Annotated in this window: 19 protein-coding genes and 1 riboswitch; of the genes, 2 read left to right on the plus strand and 17 right to left on the minus strand. The window is 76.6% G+C overall.

Annotated features, from left to right (window positions below; genetic code table 11):
- Positions 1-4 precede the first annotated feature (4 nt).
- Positions 5-895 (plus strand): carbohydrate ABC transporter permease, encoded by an 891-nt coding sequence (locus tag K5O09_RS09900; RefSeq protein WP_222169408.1) that lies wholly within the window; start codon positions 5-7, stop codon positions 893-895.
- Between the two features lie 437 nt (positions 896-1332).
- On the opposite strand, the gene K5O09_RS09905 is transcribed toward K5O09_RS09900, so the two are convergent.
- From K5O09_RS09905 to K5O09_RS09940, 8 genes are all read right to left on the minus strand, one after another.
- Positions 1333-2928 (minus strand): amidohydrolase, encoded by a 1596-nt coding sequence (locus tag K5O09_RS09905; protein ID WP_222169409.1) that lies wholly within the window; start codon positions 2926-2928, stop codon positions 1333-1335.
- Between the two features lie 91 nt (positions 2929-3019).
- Positions 3020-5890 carry an RNA helicase gene (locus K5O09_RS09910; protein WP_222169410.1) on the minus strand — a complete coding sequence of 957 codons (2871 nt, stop codon included), beginning with the start codon at positions 5888-5890 and terminating at the stop codon, positions 3020-3022.
- A 9-nt stretch (positions 5891-5899) separates the two neighbouring features.
- A complete protein-coding gene (locus K5O09_RS09915; RefSeq protein ID WP_222169411.1) occupies positions 5900-6826 on the minus strand; it encodes a diacylglycerol kinase family protein in 927 nt (308 codons plus the stop codon).
- Positions 6823-7659, minus strand: coding sequence for a twin-arginine translocase subunit TatC (gene tatC, locus K5O09_RS09920; protein ID WP_370635419.1), 837 nt, complete (start codon positions 7657-7659; stop codon positions 6823-6825). The genes K5O09_RS09915 and tatC overlap by 4 nt, the downstream gene beginning before the upstream one ends.
- Positions 7660-7666: 7 nt before the next feature.
- Entirely contained in the window at positions 7667-7996 is a 330-nt protein-coding gene (gene tatA / locus K5O09_RS09925; RefSeq protein WP_222169412.1) for a twin-arginine translocase TatA/TatE family subunit, read from the minus strand.
- Between the two features lie 80 nt (positions 7997-8076).
- A complete protein-coding gene (locus K5O09_RS09930; protein ID WP_222169413.1) occupies positions 8077-8418 on the minus strand; it encodes a hypothetical protein in 342 nt (113 codons plus the stop codon).
- Between the two features lie 10 nt (positions 8419-8428).
- Complete coding sequence (locus K5O09_RS09935) at positions 8429-9409, minus strand: YafY family protein (RefSeq protein WP_222169414.1); 981 nt, start codon at positions 9407-9409, stop codon at positions 8429-8431.
- Complete coding sequence (locus K5O09_RS09940; RefSeq protein WP_222169415.1) at positions 9402-10445, minus strand: YafY family protein; 1044 nt, start codon at positions 10443-10445, stop codon at positions 9402-9404. Before K5O09_RS09940 ends, K5O09_RS09935 begins: the two co-directional genes overlap by 8 nt.
- Before the next feature lie 33 nt (positions 10446-10478).
- Between K5O09_RS09940 and K5O09_RS09945 the strand changes: the two genes are divergently transcribed.
- Positions 10479-11741, plus strand: a complete 1263-nt coding sequence (locus tag K5O09_RS09945; protein ID WP_222169416.1) for a DUF3866 family protein — start codon at positions 10479-10481, stop codon at positions 11739-11741.
- 54 nt (positions 11742-11795) lie between these two features.
- Here the strand turns inward: K5O09_RS09945 and K5O09_RS09950 are convergent, their stop codons facing one another.
- The 9 genes from K5O09_RS09950 to rpe form a co-directional block, all read right to left on the minus strand.
- Complete coding sequence (locus tag K5O09_RS09950) at positions 11796-12293, minus strand: PH domain-containing protein (RefSeq protein ID WP_255595205.1); 498 nt, start codon at positions 12291-12293, stop codon at positions 11796-11798.
- 11 nt (positions 12294-12304) lie between these two features.
- Positions 12305-13153 carry an ATP phosphoribosyltransferase gene (hisG, locus tag K5O09_RS09955; RefSeq protein ID WP_222169417.1) on the minus strand — a complete coding sequence of 283 codons (849 nt, stop codon included), beginning with the start codon at positions 13151-13153 and terminating at the stop codon, positions 12305-12307.
- A gap of 37 nt (positions 13154-13190) precedes the next feature.
- Complete coding sequence (locus K5O09_RS09960) at positions 13191-13454, minus strand: phosphoribosyl-ATP diphosphatase (RefSeq protein WP_222169418.1); 264 nt, start codon at positions 13452-13454, stop codon at positions 13191-13193.
- 106 nt (positions 13455-13560) lie between these two features.
- Complete coding sequence (gene pnuC, locus K5O09_RS09965; protein WP_222169419.1) at positions 13561-14259, minus strand: nicotinamide riboside transporter PnuC; 699 nt, start codon at positions 14257-14259, stop codon at positions 13561-13563.
- Positions 14256-14726: a 6,7-dimethyl-8-ribityllumazine synthase gene (gene ribH, locus K5O09_RS09970; RefSeq protein WP_222169420.1), complete on the minus strand. Its 471-nt coding sequence runs from the start codon at positions 14724-14726 to the stop codon at positions 14256-14258. The genes pnuC and ribH overlap by 4 nt, the downstream gene beginning before the upstream one ends.
- Entirely contained in the window at positions 14723-16027 is a 1305-nt protein-coding gene (gene ribB, locus K5O09_RS09975) for a 3,4-dihydroxy-2-butanone-4-phosphate synthase (RefSeq protein WP_222169421.1), read from the minus strand. The genes ribH and ribB overlap by 4 nt, the downstream gene beginning before the upstream one ends.
- Positions 16024-16686: a riboflavin synthase gene (locus tag K5O09_RS09980; RefSeq protein WP_222169422.1), complete on the minus strand. Its 663-nt coding sequence runs from the start codon at positions 16684-16686 to the stop codon at positions 16024-16026. The genes ribB and K5O09_RS09980 overlap by 4 nt, the downstream gene beginning before the upstream one ends.
- Complete coding sequence (ribD, locus tag K5O09_RS09985) at positions 16686-17690, minus strand: bifunctional diaminohydroxyphosphoribosylaminopyrimidine deaminase/5-amino-6-(5-phosphoribosylamino)uracil reductase RibD (protein WP_222172711.1); 1005 nt, start codon at positions 17688-17690, stop codon at positions 16686-16688. Before ribD ends, K5O09_RS09980 begins: the two co-directional genes overlap by 1 nt.
- A 125-nt stretch (positions 17691-17815) precedes the next feature.
- A riboswitch (FMN riboswitch) is annotated at positions 17816-17947 on the minus strand.
- Between the two features lie 119 nt (positions 17948-18066).
- The gene (gene rpe, locus K5O09_RS09990) at positions 18067-18735 is read right to left on the minus strand and encodes a ribulose-phosphate 3-epimerase (RefSeq protein WP_222169423.1); all 669 of its coding nucleotides are present in this window, start codon (positions 18733-18735) and stop codon (positions 18067-18069) included.
- Between the last annotated feature and the right edge of the window lie 11 nt (positions 18736-18746).

Genomic DNA, 18746 nt, shown 5'->3' on the forward strand with positions numbered 1-18746 from the left:
CGTCATGGCCTTCGTCGTCCTGCCCGCGCCCACGGTGCGCGTGCCCGCCGCACCCCCGTCCGCCGTGTCCGAGCGGCCCCGCGGGCTCGCCCGGCTCGCGGGGCTGTCCGGCGCGCATCTGCTGCTCGTCGTGCTCGCGCTGGTCAGCGTGCTCCCGGTCTACTGGATGTTCGCCACCGCGCTGCGCGACCCGGAGGACGCACTGTCCCAGAACCCGGTGGTCTGGCCCGTGAGCCTGGACAACCTCCGGTACGTCTGGGAGGCCATCCCGCTCGGGTCGATGCTGCTCCACACGTTCGGCATGGCGCTCGTGCTGTCCGTCGCGCAGCTGCTGGTCGCGATCCTCGCGGCCTACGGGTTCGCCCGGTGGTCGTTCCCGGGACGCAAGCTCCTCTTCCTGCTCTTCGTGGGGTCCTGGCTGGTGCCGTTCCAGGTCACGATGATCCCGAACTACCTGCTGGTGTCACGCCTCGGCCTGCTGGACACCGTGGCCGGCGTGGTGGTGCCGAACCTGTGCTCGGCGTTCGCCGTGCTGCTGATGCGGCAGCACATGCAGGCGTTCCCGACCGACCTGCTCGACGCCGCCCAGATGGACGGTCGGTCGTCCTGGGGCACGCTGTGGCGGGTCGTGGTGCCGAACATGCAGCCCGCACTGGCCGCGCTGGCGATCATGCTGTTCATCTCGGCGTGGAACGAGTACCTCTGGCCGTCGCTCGTGCTGCGGTCCACGGACCAGCTGGTCCAGGTCGGCATCCGGTCGTTCCTGGGTGCGGAGGGCAACAACTGGGGCGCCGTCATGGCGGCGTCGGGCCTGGCGTGCGTCCCGATCCTGCTGATCTACCTGTTCCTGCAGCGGTACGTCGTCGACGCGTTCGTCCGCTCGGGGCTGAGGTAGCGCCGCGCACGGAGGCGGGCTGACGCGCCCTGCGCGCGGCGGGACCGACGCGCGCGACGCGGGCCGACCGGCCGGCCCGCGTGTCCTTCGTACCGCACGACACCGCTCAGCGGTGCGGCGTTCTCTGATGAACACGCGGGCCCGGCCGGAGCCCGACGTGGCCCGGTCCCCGCCCCCTCCGGAGCGCCCCCGTGGGGGGCGCCGCCGTTCGGACCACTGCCGAGAACCTACCGAACCGTCCCGCCGTGTCAAGGGCGCCGGCGGGCTGGTCAGGGACGTCCGGGCACGTCACCAGCACCGGAGCCCGCTGCCCGGATTGTCCGGATCGCGAGGTCGACCCGGCGTGTCGTCCGGCGTGTCGGACGACACGTCCGGGTGAGCGCGTGCCGCGGGCCCACCCCCGCGGTTCACCCGTCCGCCGGATCACCCGCCGTCAGTCACGCCGTCACGCCCGACGCGTCGAACAGGACGTGGCCGGCACGCACCGTCAGCACGCACGCGGGATCCGGGTCCTGCGCGTCCAGCGCCGGCAGCCCCGGGCGCTCCGTGCGCCACACGGCCAGGTGCGCGGGCGCACCGGCACGGAGCACACCCGCGCCCGTGCCGCCGAGGCCCGCGGCGAGCCAGCCCCCACGGCTGTGGGCCTCCACCGCCGCCGCGACGGGGATCCGCTGGTCCGGTGTCCGGTGCCGGACCGCCGCGCGCACCGCCGCCCAGGGCCCGCAGGGCGTCAGGGGGCTCCCGGACCCGAACGCGAGCGGCACCCCGGCGGCCCGCAGGTCCGCGAGGGGGTGGAGCGAGGCGGCCCGGCCGCTCCCGAGACGGCGGACCGCGGGGCCGTCGGCACCTCCCCACGCGGCGTCCAGCACCGGCTCGACCGCCACGGTCAGCCCCAGCAGGACGAGCGTGGCGAGCGCCGGCGCGTCCAGCATCGACGCGCGCTCCAGCCGGTGGCCGGCCGCCCGCAGCGCCTCGACGCCCTCGACCTCCGCCGCCGCCCGGAAGCCGAGCAGCACCTCGGCCGCCGCACGGTCGCCCGTCAGGCGGAAGGCCGCCTGCACCCCGGCCCGGGTCACGGCCGCGACGTGGTTGCTCACCTGCTCCGCCGTCAGCAGCAGCTCCCCCGTCCGGTCGCCCGGGCCCGGAGCGTCGTCGTACGGCTGCCGCAGCGCCGCGGTCCTGGCGCGGATCGTGCCGTCGGCGGCGAGGTCCCCACCGATCCCCCGCACCCCCGGCAGCTCCTCGAGCAGGTCCCGGGCGTCGTCCGTCGTCACGCACAGCTCCGCGCGGTACCCCGCCACCAGCGGCAGTCCAGAGCCCGGGTCGGCGGTCCGCGCGAGCAGTGCGGCCAGATCGCTGCGGGCGGCCGACCCCGGGGCGCTGTGCTCGTGCACCGCGACCACCCCGGAGCCCGCGGCGGTCCGCAGCGCGACGTCCTCGAGGGCCGTCCGGCGGCTCTCGGACGCCTCCCGGACGCCACCCCACGCCACCCGCAGGGCCTCTCCGGTCACCAGGCCGTCGTCCCGCCACCCGGGCACCGCGTCCAGCCCGAGCACGCGCGCGAAGGACGACGACACCACGGCAGCCGTCCGGTCCGCGCTCCCGAGCCAGACCGGTGCGCCACCGCCGGCGGCGTCGAGCTCGTCCCGCCGGGGCGGCCGGTCCTCGGGCCAGACCGCGTCGTCCCAGCCCGACCCCGCCAGCGGAGCGCCGCCGGCCGCCGCGCGCCGGCCGGCCGGCCCGCGCACTGCGTCCCGGACGCGCGCGAGCACGTCGTCGACCCCGCACGCGTCGGCGAGATCCACCCCGTCGAGCGCGAGCCCGGTCTCGAACGCGTGCACGTGGGCGTCGACGAACCCGGGCGTGACCAGCGCACCGTCGAGCTCCACGACGGAGTCGGCCGCGTCCGCGAGGCCGTCCGCCGCGTCGGTGCCCCCCACCCAGGCGACCTCGCCGCCGGAGACGAGGATCGACGTCGCGTCGGGGGCGTCGGGCGTCAGCACCGTGCCGCCCCGGTACAGCGTGGTGGTCACGACCGCACGATAGGGGACGCGGGCCGACCCCACCCGTCGGCGTCGCGTCGCCCGGGAACGCCGTCGCCGCGCCGCGCCCCCCGCCCCGCCGTCAGGTCCCCGCGTAGGCGACGACCCCACGTCGCACCGCCCCGACCGCCGACCGCGCCGTCTGACGGACCCGCTGGTCGGGAGCCGCCTTGGCCACCTGGTCGAGCACGTCGACGACCTGCTTGCACCAGCGGACGAAGTCGCCCGCGGCCAGGTCCGCGTCCCGCAGGACGGCGTCGAGCGAGCGCCCCGCCGCCCACCGGTGCACGGCCTGCACGAGGCCCAGGTCGAGCGGCTGCACGGTCTCGAGCCGGTGCGCGCCCTCCAGGTCGTCCAGCTCGGACCAGATCCGGGTCGTCGCATCCAGCGCGATGCCGAGACGGCTCGCCGGGCCGCCCGGGACGGCCGGGGTGCGTTCCCGGTCGTCGCGGCGGGCGGAGTACACGACGGCCGACACCGCCGCGGCCAGCCCTGGCACGTCGAGGTCCTCCCACGCGCCGCGGCGCAGGCACTCCGCCAGCAGCAGGTCGTTCTCGGCGTACAGGCGGCGCAGCCAGCGCCCGTCCTCGGTGACCCGGGTGCCCTCGTCGGGCACCTTCTCGAGGTACCCGAGGCTGACCAGCACGTCGCAGATCCGGTCGAACACGGTGGCGATCGACCCGGTCCTGCCCTCGATGCGCCGCACGAGCGCACGGTGCTCGCCGTCCAGCCGCTGCCACCGCTCCGCCCACCGCGCGTGCTCCTCGCGGTCGGGGCACGCGTGGCAGGGATGGGCGCGCAGCCGGCGCCGCAGCCCGGCGATCGCCTCGTCCTCGTCCTGCGCGGCCGGCCGGCCCCGGCGACGCTGCGGCGCGGCCCCCTCGACCCGTCCGGCGGCGATCTCGGCCCGCAGCGACGCAGCGAGGTCGCGGCGGTGCGAGGCCGCACGGGGCGAGAAGCCCTTCGGCACGCGGAGACGTCCGACGGTGCGCACGCCGTCCCCGACGTCCTGGCTGGACAGGCGGCGCACGTCCCGCTCGGTGGTGAGGACCAGGGGCCGGGCCCCCTCGAAGCCGCCGGCGCTCCCGGGCTCGACCACGACGGCGTGGACGGACCGTCGGCCGCCCGGCACCGCGACGACGTCCCCGACGGCGAGCGACGCCAGGCTCCGAGCGGCCGCCTCCCGCCGCGCGCCCGCCGCGGCCCGGTGCGCGCCGCGCTCCCGGTCGCCCAGCTCCCGGCGCAGCGACCAGTAGTCGCGGAAGTCCCCCAGGTGGCACGACATGGCCTCCGCGTAGCCCTCGAGCGCCTCCGCGTGGCTCTGCGCCTGGCGGGCGAGGCCGACGACCCCGCGGTCCGCCTGGAACTGCGCGAAGGAGGTCTCGAGCACCTCGCGGGCCCGCACGCGGCCCACCTGCGCCACGAGGTTGACGGCCATGTTGTAGGTCGGGCGGAAGGCGGACCGCAGCGGGTACAGCCGCTTCGACGCCAGGCCTGCCAGCGCCATCGGGTCGAGCCCGCCGCGCCCCACGACGACGGCGTGACCCTCCGTGTCGATGCCGCGGCGCCCCGCCCGGCCCGTCAGCTGGGTGTACTCCCCCGGTGTGATGTCGACGTGCTGCGAGCCGTCCCACTTCACGAGCTTCTCGAGGACGACCGACCGCGCCGGCATGTTGATGCCGAGCGCCAGCGTCTCCGTCGCGAACACGACCTTGACCAGGCCGCGCGCGAACGCCTCCTCGACCGTCTCCTTGAACGCCGGCAGCATCCCCGCGTGGTGCGGCGCGACCCCCCGGACCAGCCCGTCGAGGAAGCCCCAGTACCCCAGCACGTCCAGGTCCTCGCGGGGCACGGACGCGCAGCGGGTCTCCGCGATCTCCCGGATCTCCTCCTGCTCCGCCGGGGAGGTGAGCCGCAGCCCGCCCGCGAGGCACTGCGCCACCGCCGCGTCGCAGCCGGCCCGCGAGAAGATGAAGACGATCGCGGGCAGCAGCCCCGCCTCGTCCAGCACGTCGACCATGACCGGACGCGGGGCCGGGCGCACGCCGCCGAGCCCCGACGGCCCGGCCGCGCCACCGTCCCGCCGTCGGCCGCCCGGCCCGCGGAACCCGCGGTCGCCCGGCCCCCTCCGTCCCCGGTGCGGGCCGTCGCCCGAGCGCTCCGCCCGCCGCAGCAGGTGCGCCAGCTCCGGGTTGATCGGGGGGTTCGCCCCGGGGGCCGTGGGGTCGACGTGGCCGGCGTACAGGTCGAGCAGGTCGTCGCGCACCAGCACGTGCTGCCCCAGCGGGACCGGCCGGTGCTCGCTCACCACCACGGCCGTGTCCCCGCGCACCGTCCGCAGCCAGTCGCCGAACTCCTCGGCGTTCGAGACGGTCGCGGACAGCGACACCAGCTGCACGTCGTCGGGCAGGTGGATGATCACCTCCTCCCACACCGGACCGCGGAACCGGTCGGCCAGGTAGTGCACCTCGTCCATGACCACGTACCCCAGGCCGTCGAGCGTGCTCGAGCCCGCGTACAGCATGTTGCGGAGCACCTCGGTGGTCATGACGACCACCGGCGCCTCGCCGTTCTGCGTGGTGTCGCCGGTCAGCAGGCCGACCTGGTCCGCGCCGTGGCGCCGCACGAGGTCGTGGTACTTCTGGTTCGACAGGGCCTTGATCGGGGTCGTGTAGAACGCCTTGCGCCCGGTCCGCAGCGCCAGGTGCACCGCGAACTCGCCCACGACCGTCTTCCCGGCACCGGTGGGCGCGGCGACGAGCACACCGCTCCCGCGCTCCAGCGCCTCGCAGGCCTCGACCTGGAAGTCGTCGAGGGGGAAGTCCAGCAGCTCGCGGAACCGGGCGAGCTCGCTGCGTTCGGACCGGGCGCGGCGGCGGGCCACGGCGTACCGGTCGGCGGGAGCGGGCTCCTCGGGGTCGCGGGGGGTGCGGGAGGGGTCGCGTCGTGCCACCCCTGCAGCCTAGGTGGGTCGCGGCGCGAGCACCCGGACGGCGCCCGGCACGACCTCCGCGACGAGCGGCAGCGGGCCGATGCGCTCGCCGTCGGCGTGCGCCTCCGGGGGCGTCCCGCCCAGGTGGGGCGCGGGCTCGACCAGCACCCGCCGGCTGCGCAGCACCTGGACCTGCGGGTGGTGCACGTGCCGCCCCGCGTACATGCCGGGGAAGATCCGCAGCACGCCGGCGCGGGTGACGGGGCCCGCCACGACCACATCGAGCAGCCCGTCGTCCGGCCGGGCGTCCGGCGCGACCCGGATCCCCCCGCCGATCCACGGTCCGTTGGCCACGACGACGACCGTGCCGGCCGACTCCCACACGCCCTCGTCCGTCGTGAGGCGGTAGCCGTACGGCCGGAACGCCCGCAGCTCGGGCACGAGGGCACGGACGTAGCGGGCGGAGCCCCGCGGCCACCGCAGCGCGTTGGCGCGGGCGTTGACGGCGGCGTCGATGCCGCAGGACAGCGCCCCGAGATACCACTCGCGGGCGCTGTGCGTGGGCGGCCCGACACTCACCGCGTCGATCACGCGGGGCCCCACGAGCAGCGCCCGCTCGATCGCCGCCACCGCCGCGGTCACGTCCCCCCGTGGCAGGCCGAGCGCCCGAGCGACGTCGTTGCCGGTGCCGCCGGCCACGATGCCCAGCGGCAGGTCCGTCTCCGCGACCACGTTCGCGCCGAGGTGCACCAGGCCGTCGCCGCCGACCACGACCAGCGCGTCGAGCCCCGCAACCGCCGCCCGGCGCGCGTGCGCGGTGGCGGTCAGCAGGTCCCGTGCGGTGAGGTCCTCGACGTGGTGACCGCGACGGCGCAGCTCCTGCATGGCCGCGGCACCGACCCCGCTCCCCCGCCCGACGCCCGCGACGGGGTTCACGACGACCCCGACGTGGCTCACCGGCCCACCGTGCCGTCCGGGCCGGTCGCGCCGTCCGGGCCGGTCGCGCCGTCCGACGCGTCGGCGGCGGCCAGGCGCCGGTCGACGCGCCGGTCCCGCAGCAGCGACAGCCCCACCGCCGCCATGTAGAGGCCGGCGGTCGGCGCGGCGAGCACGAGCATCGTCACCACGTCCGGCGTCGGCGTCATGACCGCCGAGAAGATGCACGACAGGAGAACCGCCCAGCGCCACCCCTTGAGCCACGTCGACCCGCGCACCAGGCCGACCAGGTTGAGGCAGATCATGAGCACGGGGACCAGGAACGCCACACCGAACGCCAGCACGAACCGCATGACGAAGCTCAGGTACGTCGAGGCGTCGATGAGGTTCGTCGCCTGCTCGGGTACGAACTCGGTCAGCACGGCCACGGCGCGCGGCAGCACGTACCAGGCGAACCCCGCACCGGCCAGGAACATCGGCACCGCCACGGCGACGAACCCGACGGCCGACCGGCGCTCCCGGCGGGTGAGCCCCGGCGTGACGAACGCCCACAGCTGGTAGAGCCACCACGGGCTCGACACGAGCGCGCCGATGAACAGCGCGACCTTGAACTTCATGTCCATCGCGGACGCCAGGCCGGCGAAGTTCACCGAAGCCACGACGTCGCGCTCGGCCGCGGCGTCCAGCAGCGGGTCCTGCAGCGACCGGAACACCGGGTCGTACGCGATCCAGCCGAGCACGCCGCCGGCGACGACGCCGAGCGCGGCGAGGACCAGCCGCTTGCGGAGCTCGATCAGGTGCTCGCGCAGCGGCATCCTGCCCTCGGGGTTGGCCGAGGGGCGACGCAGGGCCACGGGGGCTTCAGGGGCGAGGGTCGGTGGTCCCGGGCTCCGCGGTGGTGCCGGGCGCCGGCGCCGCGGGCGGCGGCGTGACCACCGGGGGCGCGAGGGGCGTGCCGGTCGCGCCCGGGGCGGGAGGCGTCACGACGGGGGCGACGGGCGGCTGCGCGGTCGCGTCCGCGCGTCCGGGCTTGTCGTCGTCGTCCGCCAGGTCGCGCACCTCGCGCTTGAAGATCCGCAGGGACTTGCCGATCCCGCTCGCCAGGTCCGGCAGCCGCTTGGAGCCGAACAGCAGGACGATGATGAGGATCAGGATGAGGATCGAAACGGGATGCTCGAAGAGCCTCGCCATGGCAGAACTCCCTGGTGCTGGATCAGCAGTCAGGTGAGTCTACAGGCCGTCCCCCGGGCGTCCCCCGACGCCACGGGGCGTCAGCGCGTGTAGCCGCGCCAGGTCTCCCGCACCGCCCGGTCGCGCGCGCGGCGCCGCTCGCGGCGCACCGCGGCCTCGGCGCGCAGCCGCGACCACCGGGCGCGCGCCTCGCGGGGCTCGGGCAGCAGCACCGCCTCCCGGGCGGCGCGGGCGGCGCGCTCGGCCTCCTGCGCCTGCTCGGCCAGCGTCGAGGCGTGCTCCGCCAGCTCGCCCAGCACGGCCGAGGCGCGCTCGAGCTCCGTCACGAGCGCCCGGGCCCGGCGCCACAGGTCGCGTCCGAGCAGGAAGGCACCCACGAGCGTGCCCAGGACGAGCACCACCCACACGACGACCCACACCATGCCGGCCAACCTATCCCGCCGTGCCGGCCAACGGGCCGTAGGCCGCCAGGGCCTCCTGGGCCCGGGCGGCGACGTCGCGCGCCACCTCGGGCGGTCGCACGCCCAGCAGGTCGTCCGCCGCCTGCAGCAGCAGGTTGCGCAGGAACGCGGGCTGGACCACCCGCACGTCGACCTCGAACGAGCCGTCGGAGAGGTTGCGGACCTCCTCCACCGGGACGGTCTCGGCCACCCAGCGGCCGGTGCTCCGCAGGTGCAGCGTCACGACGTCGCCCGTCGGGTCGGGCCGGAACTCCGCGGTGGCACCGCGTCCCGCCCCGGGGTGCGGGTCGGCCGGCACGTCGAGCACCTCGGCGCCGAGCACGCGGTCCAGCCGGAACAGCCGCTCGTCGCCCGCACGCAGGCACCACGCCTGGAGGTACGAGCGCTCGTCGCTCGTGGTCAGGCGCAGCGGGTCGACGTCCCGGTCGCTGGTGACGTCCGAGGCGTTGACGTACCGGATGCGCAGCCGCCGGCCCCGGGCGAGCGCGGTGCGGATCGCCGCGACCACCTCCGGCAGCCCGTCGACCGCGAGCCGCACGTCCACCGCGTTCGCCGCCTCCCCCGTCGCGGCCACCAGCTTGTCGAGCGCCGACCGCAGGACCGCCGCGTGCTCCGGCTCGAGCGTCGGGCCGAGGTCCGCGACCATGGCGCTGAGGGCGGCGAGCAGGGTGACCGCCTCCCGCGTGCCCAGCCGCAGCGGCTGCGTCATGCCGCGCGCCTCGGTGAGCCGGATCTCGCCGCGGTCGTAGGAGTCCGCGTCGAAGTCGATGAGGTCGTGCGGGTAGTACCCGGGCGTCCCGCTCATCCAGAGGGTGTCGACGTCCGCCATGACCTGCGACGACGACACCCCGAAGTGCTCCGCCAGCTGGTCCACCGGGACGCCGTCGTGCCGGTCCAGGTAGCCGATCATCCCCAGCAGCCGCAGCAGCCGCTCGCTCGCCCGCTCAGCCACGTCCGTCCTCCCCCGCGCCGTCGCCCACGCCGGTGCCCGGACCCGCCAGCGCCGCGGCGCTCCGCAGCAGCCGCAGGACGGCCGCCCGCAGCTCCGGCGGGTCCGCGACGAGCACAGCGTCGCCGTACCCGGCGACCTCCTCCGCGAGCTCCCACGTCGCGCGGTACGGCACCCGGACCAGGTCGCGGTCGGCCACCACCGCGCGCAGCGCCGGGTCCGCGTCGGCCGGCAGCGCGGTCGCCGAGCCCCGCGCGCGCAGCGCCTCGGCCCGCTCCGGGCGGAGCGCCAGCACCGCCGTGCGCTCCCGCCCGGCGTCCCACGACCGCAGGGCCGTCTCCATCTGCTCCACCGCGGGCGGGTCGAACGCGCCGTCGTCCCCGACCGGACGCACGCGGCCCTCGATGCGACTGAGGCGGAACGACCGGGGGGCCGCGCGGTCGACGTCGCGGCCGACCAGGAACCAGCCGCCGCGGCGCGCCACCAGCCGCCACGGCTCGACGAGGCGCTCGCGCACCTCCCCGGTGTTCGCGGCGCGGTAGGTGAACCGCACCCGCTGCCGTGCCTGCACGGCGTCCAGCAGGGGCCGGAACGCGTCGCCGCCGGCCCGCACCCGCGGCACGAGACCCGCGGCGAGGTCGGTCGCGCCCGAGCCCGCGCCCACCGCGCGCAGCTTGGTCAGCGCCCGCGACGTGTCCGCGCGGACCGAGCGGTCCTGCCAGAACTCGGCGGCCAGCGACAGCGCACCGAGCTCGGCGGCCGTCAGCTCCAGGGGCGGCAGGGCGTACGCGTCCTGGTCGACGCGGTAGCCGATGTCGTCGCCGTGGCCGGCGGCGGTCACGGTCGTCACGGGGATGCCGAGCTCGCGCAGGGTGTCCTTGTCGCGCTCGAACATCCGCTCGAACGCCTCGTCCGAGGCGGCGTCGCCGTAGCCCGCGACGGTGCGGCGGATCTGCTCCTTCGTCATGCGTCCCGGGGTGTGCACCAGGGCGATGACGAGGTTGAGCAACCGCTCGGCGGGCTGGATCTGTTCGGGCATCGGCACAACCGTAGTGGCCGGTAGCGTGGTCCGGTGATCACATGGCGCTCGGGTGTGGTGGAGTCGGTCGGACGCGCGTGGCCGGGTGCCGTCGAGCTGTCCGTCGTCGTCGAGGACGGCGTGAGCGGCCCCGACCCGGTGGTGGTGCGGGCGCTGGCCTACCCGGCCCTGGTCGGCTCGCCGCGGCCCGGGGACCGGGTGCTGCTGAACGTCTCGGCGCTCGCCCGGGGGCTCGGGACCGGCGGGTACGCCCTCGTGGTCGCGCCCGGCACGGCGGACCGGCTGCCCGCCGACCCGCAGTCAGGGCCGGGCCACCTGGTGAAGGCCCGCTACACGCCGCTGCAGGCGATGGTGCTCGGCGTCGACGACCAGGAGTCGCCGCACCACGACGTGCTGCGCGACGCCGACGACCTGGCGGGGCTGCCGGTCGTCGTCGCCGACCTGCACTCCGCCCTGCCGGCGGTCGTCGCCGGCGTCCGGTACGCCGACGCGTCGACGGGCGGCCACGGTGGCGAGCCGCTGCGCGTCGCGTACGTGATGTCCGACGGCGGCGCCCTGCCGGCGTGGTTCTCGCGTGCGGTGGCCGGCCTGCGGGACGCCGGCTGGATCGCCTCGTGCCTGACCGCCGGGCAGGCGTTCGGCGGCGACCTCGAGGCCGTCACCGTGCACACCGCCCTGCTCGCCGCACGCCACGTCGTGCGGGCCGACGTCGTGGTGGTGGCGCAGGGTCCCGGCAACCTGGGCACCGGGACGCGCTGGGGCTTCTCGGGCGTCGCCGCCGGGGAGGCCGTGAACGCCGCAGCCGTGCTCGGCGGCCGGCCCGTCGCCTCGCTGCGGGTGTCCGGCGCGGACGCCCGGGAGCGGCACCTCGGGGTGTCGCACCACTCGCTGACCGCGTACGGGCGCGTGGCCCTCGCCCCCGCGGACGTCGTGGTGCCCGTCTTCGACCCGGCGGCACCGGCCGAGGACGGTGCCGGCCCGCGCGCCGGGGAGGCGCCGGCAGGCGTCGCGGTCCCGGACGCCGAGGAGCACCCCGGTGCCCACCTGGCGGCGGTCGGGCGGCGGGTGCGGCAGCAGGCGCTCGCGCTGGGGGCCCCCGCCGGCCGCCACCGGCTGGTCGAGGTCCCGGCGGGCGCGGACCTGCTGACCGCGCTCGGTGCGTCCCCCGTCCGGCTCTCCACGATGGGCCGCGGGCTCGCCCAGGACCCGGCGGCGTTCCTCGCGGCGGCCGCGGCCGGCGTGCACGCCGCGCGGCTCGCACGGGGCGTCGACGACTGGCCCGCTCCGCAGGTCTGACGCGCCGGTCTGACGGGCCGGGTCGACGGACCGGGGCGGTGGAGCGCCGACCGGTCAGTCGTCGCGCGCGGTCCGCGTCCGGGACGCGACCAGCGTCGCCAGGCGGCGCGCCTCGCGCTGCGCGAGCTCGCCGTCGGCCCGCTGCACGCCCATCACCGCCAGCGTGTCGCCGTCGTCCAGGTCGAGCTGCACCCAGGGCCGGCCCTCGCCGAACCTCACCCAGACGATCTGCGCCCACGGGACCGTGCGGGTGGTGGCGAGGTTGCGCACCCGCAGGCCCTCGGGCGTCGGGGTCGCGGAGACGGTCGCCTGGCGCCAGCAGAACCACACGATGGCGGCACCGAGCAGGCCGATGCCGAGCCGGTCCCCGACACCGAGCCCGACCAGGCCCGTCCCCGGCAGCAGCACGAGCAGCAGCACCGTGGCCACCGCGACGAGCGCCGCCAGGACGACCGTCACCCAGCGCGCGGCCCGCGGCCTGAACACGTCGTCCAGCGCCCTCCCGGACGGCGCGCCGTCCGGTGTCGTCCCGCCGTCCCCCGGTCCCGGCACGCGGTGCCCCCCTACAGCCGGCAGGCGTGGATCGACGTCACGAGGATCGCCCGGGCGCCCACGTCGTACAGGGCGTCCATGACCTTGTTCGTCTCGCTGCGCCGCACCATGACCCGCACGGCGGCCCAGTCGGTGTTGTGCAGGGGGGAGACGGTCGGTGACTCCAGGCCGGGCGTCACGGCCACGGCCCGGTCGACGAGCTCCATCGGGACGTCGTAGTCCATGAGGACGTACTCGCGGGCGGTCAGCACACCCTGCAGCCGCCGGGTCAGCACGTCGAGACCCGCGGGCTCCGGGCCGTCGGCACGCCGCACCAGGACGGCCTCCGAGGTCAGGATCGGTGCCCCGAAGACGTCGAGGCCCGCGGCGCGCAGGGTCGTGCCGGTCTCGACGACGTCGGCGATGACGTCCGCGACCCCGAGCCGGATGGCCGTCTCGACCGCTCCGTCCAGGCGCACGACCTCGGCCGGCTCCACGCCCTGCGCCGTCAGGTACTGCCCGACGAGCACCGGGTAGGACGTCGCGACGCGCCGTCCGGCCACCTCGCGGACGTCGTTCATGGTGCCGGCCTGCGTCGCGAACCGGAACGTCGAGCGCGCGAACCCGAGCGGCAGGTGCTCCGTCGCGGGCGAGCCCGAGTCCAGCAGCAGGTCGCGGCCGGTGATGCCGACGTCGACGGTGCCGGTCCCGACGTACACCGCGATGTCGCGCGGGCGCAGGAAGAAGAACTCGACGCCGTTGTCGGCGTCGGGCAGGACGAGCTCGCGGGAGTCGCGGCGCTGGCGGTAGCCCGCCTCGCGCAGCATCTCGGCGGCGGGCTCGGCGAGCGAGCCCTTGTTCGGGACGGCGATCCTCAGCACAGGGGGGTCCTCAGGTCGGTGGTGCGGCAGGGGCGGGTCACAGGTGCGCGTACACGTCGTCGAGGGTCAGGCCCTTCGCGACCATGAGCACCTGCAGGTGGTACAGGAGCTGGGAGATCTCCTCGGCGGTGCGGTGGTCCCCCTCGTGCTCCGCGGCCATCCAGACCTCGGCCGCCTCCTCGACGATCTTCTTGCCGATCGCATGGACCCCGGCGTCGAGCTCCCGGACGGTCCCGGAGCCGGCGGGCCGGGTGGTCGCCTTCTCGGTCAGCTCAGCGAACAGCGCGTCGAACGTCTTCACGCCCGTCAGGGTAGACGGTCGCGGGCACGCACCCCCCGCGGCGACCGCTCCCCGGGACGGCGCCGGCGGCGGCACCCGCGGGCGGTCCGTGGGCGCCGCCACGGTGTCAGCCCGCCACGCCGGCCGCGGCGGTGACCTGCTGCGGCGTCTCCCCGCTCCGGGCGCGCCACCACACGACGAACCCGGACAGCACCACCCCGGCGTACACCAGGTACAGCACCGCCGAGGGGTAGTACCCGGCGCTGAGCAGCAGCGGCACGCCCACCGCGTCCACCGCGATCCAGATCAGCCAGAACTCGATCCAGCCGCGGGCCATGCCGTACGTGGCGAGCAACGAGCCGACGAAGATCCACGCGTCCGCCCACGGGCCCCAGGACCCGAGCGCGTCGAACACGAGCGCGCAGACCACGGTCCCGACCACGCCGATGCCGATGATCTGCACCCACCCGGAACGCCCGGCCCACCGCGGGACGACCGCCGGCGCGTCCGGCGCACCGTGCTCGCGCGCCGCCCGCCGCGTGCGGGACCACCGCACCCAGCCGTACACCGCGACCGCGACGAAGAACACCTGCCGGCCGGCCTGCCCGTAGAGGTCGCGGGCCTGCGGGGTGTGGAACACCCCGCCGAGGAACACCGTGAACAGCAGGACGTTGCCGACGATGCCCACCGGCCACGCCCAGATCCGCCGCCGCAGGCCGCCGAGCGCGGAGGCGAGACCGAACAGGTTGCCGACGACCTCGCGCCACAGGACGGGGTGGCCGGCGACGACGAGCTGCGCGTCGAACAGCCAGGTGACCAGGTTCACAGCGCGCGGAGGGCGGCCACCGTGGCGACGGCCGCCTCGGCCGCCTCGGCGCCCTTGTCCTCGCGCGACCCGGGCAGGCCGGCTCGGTCCAGCGCCTGGGCCTCGTCGTCGCACGTGAGGACGCCGAAGCCGACGGGGACCCCCGTCGCCACGGCGACGTCGGTGAGGCCCGAGGTGGCCGCCTGGCAGACGTACTCGAAGTGCGGCGTACCGCCACGGATGACGACCCCGAGCGCGACCACGGCGTCCGCCTCGCCGCTGCGGGCGACCCGGGCCGCGGCGACGGGCAGCTCGAACGTCCCGGGGACGCGGATCTCGCGGACGTCCTCGACGTGGGCCGCGGCCAGCGCCCGCCGCGCGCCCGCGAGGAGGCCGTCCATGACGGTGGTGTGCCAGGAGGCCGCGACGACGACGACGCGCAGGCCGGTGCCGTCCGTGGTGATCTGGGGTGCGCCGCTGCCGCTCATCGTGGGTCCTCCGGGGTGTGGTCGAGGCCGGGCAGGAGGTGTCCCATCGCCCGGGCCTTGGTGCGCAGGTAGGTCTCGTTGTGGGGGGTGCGCCCGACCTCCAGGCCGCGGACCTCCGCGACCTCGATGCCGTGCGCGGTCAGGCCGGCGACCTTCGCCGGGTTGTTCGTGAGCAGGGTGATGCGGCGGGCGCCCAGGTCCTCGAGGATCGCCGCGGCGGCGCCGTACTCCCGCCGGTCGGCCGGCCAGCCGAGGTCGAGGTTCGCCTCGACCGTGTCCCGCCCGGCGTCCTGCAGCGCGTAGGCGCCGATCTTCGCGACGAGGCCGATGCCCCGGCCCTCGTGGCCACGCAGGTAGACCACGGCGCCGCCGTCGCGGGCGGCGAGCGCCAGGGCCGCGTCGAGCTGCGGGCCGCAGTCGCACCGCTCGGAGCCGAACGCGTCCCCCGTCAGGCACTCGGAGTGGACCCGCACCACGGGCTGCTCGACCAGGCCGGTCGCCGCGACGAGCGCCACGTGCTCCGCGCCGGTCCTCAGGTCCCGGTACGCGTGCACCGTGAACGCGCCGTGCCGCGTGGGCAGCTGGGCGGTGTGCGCCCGGTGCACCCGCCGCTCCGGCGCGGTCGCCGCCGCGTCGGGGCCCGGCGCCGGTTCGGAGGGCAGGTCGCCGTGCGCGGTACGCCACGCGATGAGGTCGGCGATCGTCAGCACCACCAGCCCGTGCTCGCGCGCCAGGGCGGCGGTCTGCGGGAGCCGCATCATCGTGCCGTCGTCGTTCACCAGCTCGGCGATCGCGGCGACCGGCTCGACGCCCGCCAGCCGGCACAGGTCGACGGCGGCCTCCGTGTGGCCCGCGCGGTGCAGCACGCCGCCCGGCACCGCGCGCAGCGGCAGGACGTGCCCAGGCCGGATCAGGTCCTCCCTCCCGGACGCCGGGTCCGACAGCACGCGCAGGGTCTGCGTGCGGTCGGCCGCGGAGATGCCCGTCGTGACGCCGTGCGCCGCGTCGACGGTGACCGTGTAGGCGGTGCGCCGGGGGTCCTGGCTCTGCGGCACCATCAGCGGCAGGTCGAGGGCGTCGGCGCGGGCACCGGTCATGGGGGCGCACAGGTAGCCCGAGGAGTGGCGGATGGTCCAGGCGACCCACGCGGGCGTGGCCCGGTCCGCGGCCAGGATGACGTCCGCCTCGTTCTCGCGGTCCGGGGAGTCCGCCACGAGCACCGGCCGGCCCGCGCGCAGCTCGGCCAGCGCCTGCTCGACGGTGCCGAGCACGACGTCCTCGCCGGCGGTGGCGGCGCTCACCGTGCACCTCCCTCGACCGGCGCGGCGCCCGCGACCGCCCCTGCGGTCAGCAGCCGCTCCACGTACTTGGCCAGCACGTCGACCTCCAGGTTCACGCGGGTGCCCGGCGCGGCGCGCCCGAGCGTGGTCGCGGCGAGCGTGGTCGGGATCAGCGAGACGCCGAACCAGTCCGGGCCGACCGCGGTCACCGTGAGGGAGACCCCGGCCACCGCCACCGAGCCCTTCTCCGCGACGTACCGGGCGAGCGCCGGGTCCAGGGCGATCTCCATCTCGTCCCAGCGCGGTCCGGGCGTGCGCCGGCGGACCGTGCCCACGCCGTCGACGTGCCCCTGGACCACGTGCCCGCCGAGCCGCGCGTCCGCCCGCACGGCGCGCTCCAGGTTCACGGGGTCCCCCGGCCGCAGGTCGCCCAGGGCGGTGCGGCGCAGGGTCTCCGGCATGACGTCGACGACGAAGGTGCCGTCCCCCGGCAGCACCGCGACCGTGAGGCAGACCCCGCCGACGGCGATCGAGTCGCCGAGCGCGGCGTCGGACACCACCAGCGGGCCCCGCACGGTCAGCCGGGCGTCGCCGTCGCCGCCGTCCGCGGCTCCCTGCGTGCCGGGCGCCAGGTCGAGCGCGACCACGGCGCCGACCTCCTCCACGATGCCGGTGAACATCAGCCGTCCTCCTCCTCGGTGTCGGCCACGACGAGCACGTCGGGCCCCAGCGGCAGCACCTCGCGCGGGTGCAGCCGGATCGCGTCCCCGATGGTCCCGACGCCGAGGTCGCCGACGGCGCTGCGCCCGGCCCCGAGCAGGACCGGTGCGACGTAGGCGTGCACCTCGTCGACGACGCCGGCGCGCAGGAACGCCGCGGCGAGCGTCGGCCCGCCCTCGACGAGCACGTGCCGCACCTCGCGGGCGTGGAGCGCGGCGAGGACCTCCCGAGGGTCGCGGGTGCGCAGGTGCACGACCTCGCCGCCCGGTCCCGCGAGCCGGCCCCCCGGGGGCAGCGCGCGCTCGCCGACGACGACGCGCAGCGGCTGGTGGGCGGTGAGCGCGCCGTCGGGCGTGCGGGCGGTGAGCGCGGGGTCGTCGGCCAGCGCCGTCCCGGTCCCCACCACCATCGCGTCGACCTCGGCGCGCAGCGCGTGGGCGTGGGCGCGCGCCTGCTGGGAGGTGATCCACCGCGACGTGCCGTCAGCCGCGGCGACCCGGCCGTCCAGCGTGGCCGCGGTCTTGAGCGTGACGAACGGTCGGCTGCGCCCCACCGCGACCAGCCACGGGCGCAGCAGCGCGCGCCCCGCCGCCGCCTCGACGTCGACGACCACGTCGACTCCCGCGGACCGCAGGCGGGCCGCTCCCCCGGCGGCGTCCGGGTTCGGGTCCGCGACCGCCACGACGACCCGACGCACGCCCGCGTCGACGAGGGCGCGCGAGCAGGGTCCGGTGCGGCCGGTGTGGTCGCAGGGCTCGAGGGTGACGACGGCCGTCGCGCCCCGGACGTCGGCGCCGCGCTCGCGGGCGGCGGCGAGGGCGGCGACCTCCGCGTGCGCGGTGCCCGCGCCGCGGTGCCAGCCCTCGCCCAGGACACTGCCCTCCGGACCGAGCAGGACGCACCCCACGCGGGGGTTCGGTCCGTGGGCCGGACCGCGGCGCGCGAGGTCGAGGGCACGCCGCATCGCGTCCCGCTCGACCGCCGTGGCCTCCACCGCCCCGCTCCCTCCGTCGCCGTCAGGCTCCGGGGTGCGGGCGGCGCGCTGGTGCACGACGACCACGGCGCACCCGGCTCACGCCGAGCACGCCGCCACGTCTCCTCCCATCCGGACTGTCACCGTCGGTCCTGGAGTTCCACCAGGTCAACCGCTCACGCCGAGGCGCTTGCGGGTCGCGGACTGTCACCGCCGGCTCGGAATTGCACCGACCCCGGAGCACGTGTGTGTACTTCGGCAACGATGATGCCACAGCCGGCATTCCCGCCGGGACGGCCGTTCGTCCCGCACCGGGCCGCGGACGCCGCGCGCCACGGCTGCGGCCCGGCGACGGCGGGGCCCCGGGTCAGCGCCGCGCCAGGGCCTCGTCCGCGAGCCCCCGCAGGGCGTCGATCTCCGCCGCGACGTCCGGCGCCCCGTACACGGCCGACCCCGCCACGAACACGTTCGCGCCCGCCTCGGCCACCGCCGCGATCGTGTCGCGCGAGACGCCCCCGTCCACCTGCACCCACGTCGCGGCCCCCTGCTCCTCGATCGCGGCCCGGAGGCGGCGGATCTTGGGCAGCGTCCCCTCGATGAAGGACTGCCCGCCGAACCCGGGCTCGACCGTCATGACCAGCACCATGTCGAACTCCGGCAGCAGGTCCAGCAGGGGCTCCACGGGGCTCGCGGGCCGCAGCGCGATGCCGGCCCGGGCGCCCGCCGACCGCAGCTCGCGCGCCAGCCGGACCGCCGCCTGGGCCGCCTCCGCGTGGAACGTCACCGAGGCCGCGCCCGCCCGTGCGTAGTCCACCGCCCACCGGTCGGCGTCCTCGATCATCAGGTGCACGTCGAGCGGCACCGGAGACACCTCGGCGATGCGCCGCACCACCGGCAGCCCGAGCGTGAGGTTCGGGACGAAGTGGTTGTCCATCACGTCGACGTGCGCGTAGTCGGCCCGGGCGATGCGGCCCAGGTCGCGCTCGAGGTTGACGAAGTCGGCGGACAGGATGCTGGGGCTGATCAGTGCGGGCACGCCTCCCAGGG

The sequence above is a fragment of the Cellulomonas sp. C5510 genome (assembly GCF_019797765.1).
Lineage (GTDB): Bacteria > Actinomycetota > Actinomycetes > Actinomycetales > Cellulomonadaceae > Cellulomonas.

Excerpts from the sequence above, each read along its gene's own strand:
- K5O09_RS09900 (WP_222169408.1), top strand. The coding sequence starts at position 5 with ATGGCCTTCGTCGTCCTGCCCGCGCCCACGGTGCGCGTGCCCGCCGCA.
- tatA (WP_222169412.1), bottom strand. The coding sequence starts at position 7,996 with ATGGCGAGGCTCTTCGAGCATCCCGTTTCGATCCTCATCCTGATCCTC.
- K5O09_RS09930 (WP_222169413.1), bottom strand. The coding sequence starts at position 8,418 with ATGGTGTGGGTCGTCGTGTGGGTGGTGCTCGTCCTGGGCACGCTCGTG.
- K5O09_RS09940 (WP_222169415.1), bottom strand. The coding sequence starts at position 10,445 with ATGCCCGAACAGATCCAGCCCGCCGAGCGGTTGCTCAACCTCGTCATC.
- ribH (WP_222169420.1), bottom strand. The coding sequence starts at position 14,726 with ATGAGCGGCAGCGGCGCACCCCAGATCACCACGGACGGCACCGGCCTG.
- K5O09_RS09980 (WP_222169422.1), bottom strand. The coding sequence starts at position 16,686 with ATGTTCACCGGCATCGTGGAGGAGGTCGGCGCCGTGGTCGCGCTCGAC.
- ribD (WP_222172711.1), bottom strand. The coding sequence starts at position 17,690 with ATGCGGCGTGCCCTCGACCTCGCGCGCCGCGGTCCGGCCCACGGACCG.